Consider the following 242-nt stretch of genomic DNA (forward strand, 5'->3'; position numbering starts at 1 on the left):
AACAAAAACATTTCCTGGTGTTAAAGCATTAGATAATGTAAATATGCAAGTTAAAAAAGGTACTATTTTTTCAATTTGCGGTGAAAATGGAGCTGGTAAATCTACACTTATGAAGGTTTTATCAGGAGTATATCCATATGGTACATATACTGGAAATATATTTTCTTTTACTGATAATTCTGGAATTAATGCTAACTCTTGATGAATAATTACTATTCCAGCTTTCTCTGATTCTTTTATAT

1 pseudogene is annotated in these 242 nt (G+C 28.1%); it reads left to right on the top strand.

Features of this window, described 5'->3' with window-relative positions:
* Positions 1–133, top strand: a pseudogene (locus AWT72_RS09385) (ATP-binding cassette domain-containing protein); the annotation flags it as partial.
* Between the last annotated feature and the right edge of the window lie 109 nt (positions 134–242).

Source organism: Oceanivirga salmonicida (assembly GCF_001517915.1).
Lineage (GTDB): Bacteria > Fusobacteriota > Fusobacteriia > Fusobacteriales > Leptotrichiaceae > Oceanivirga > Oceanivirga salmonicida.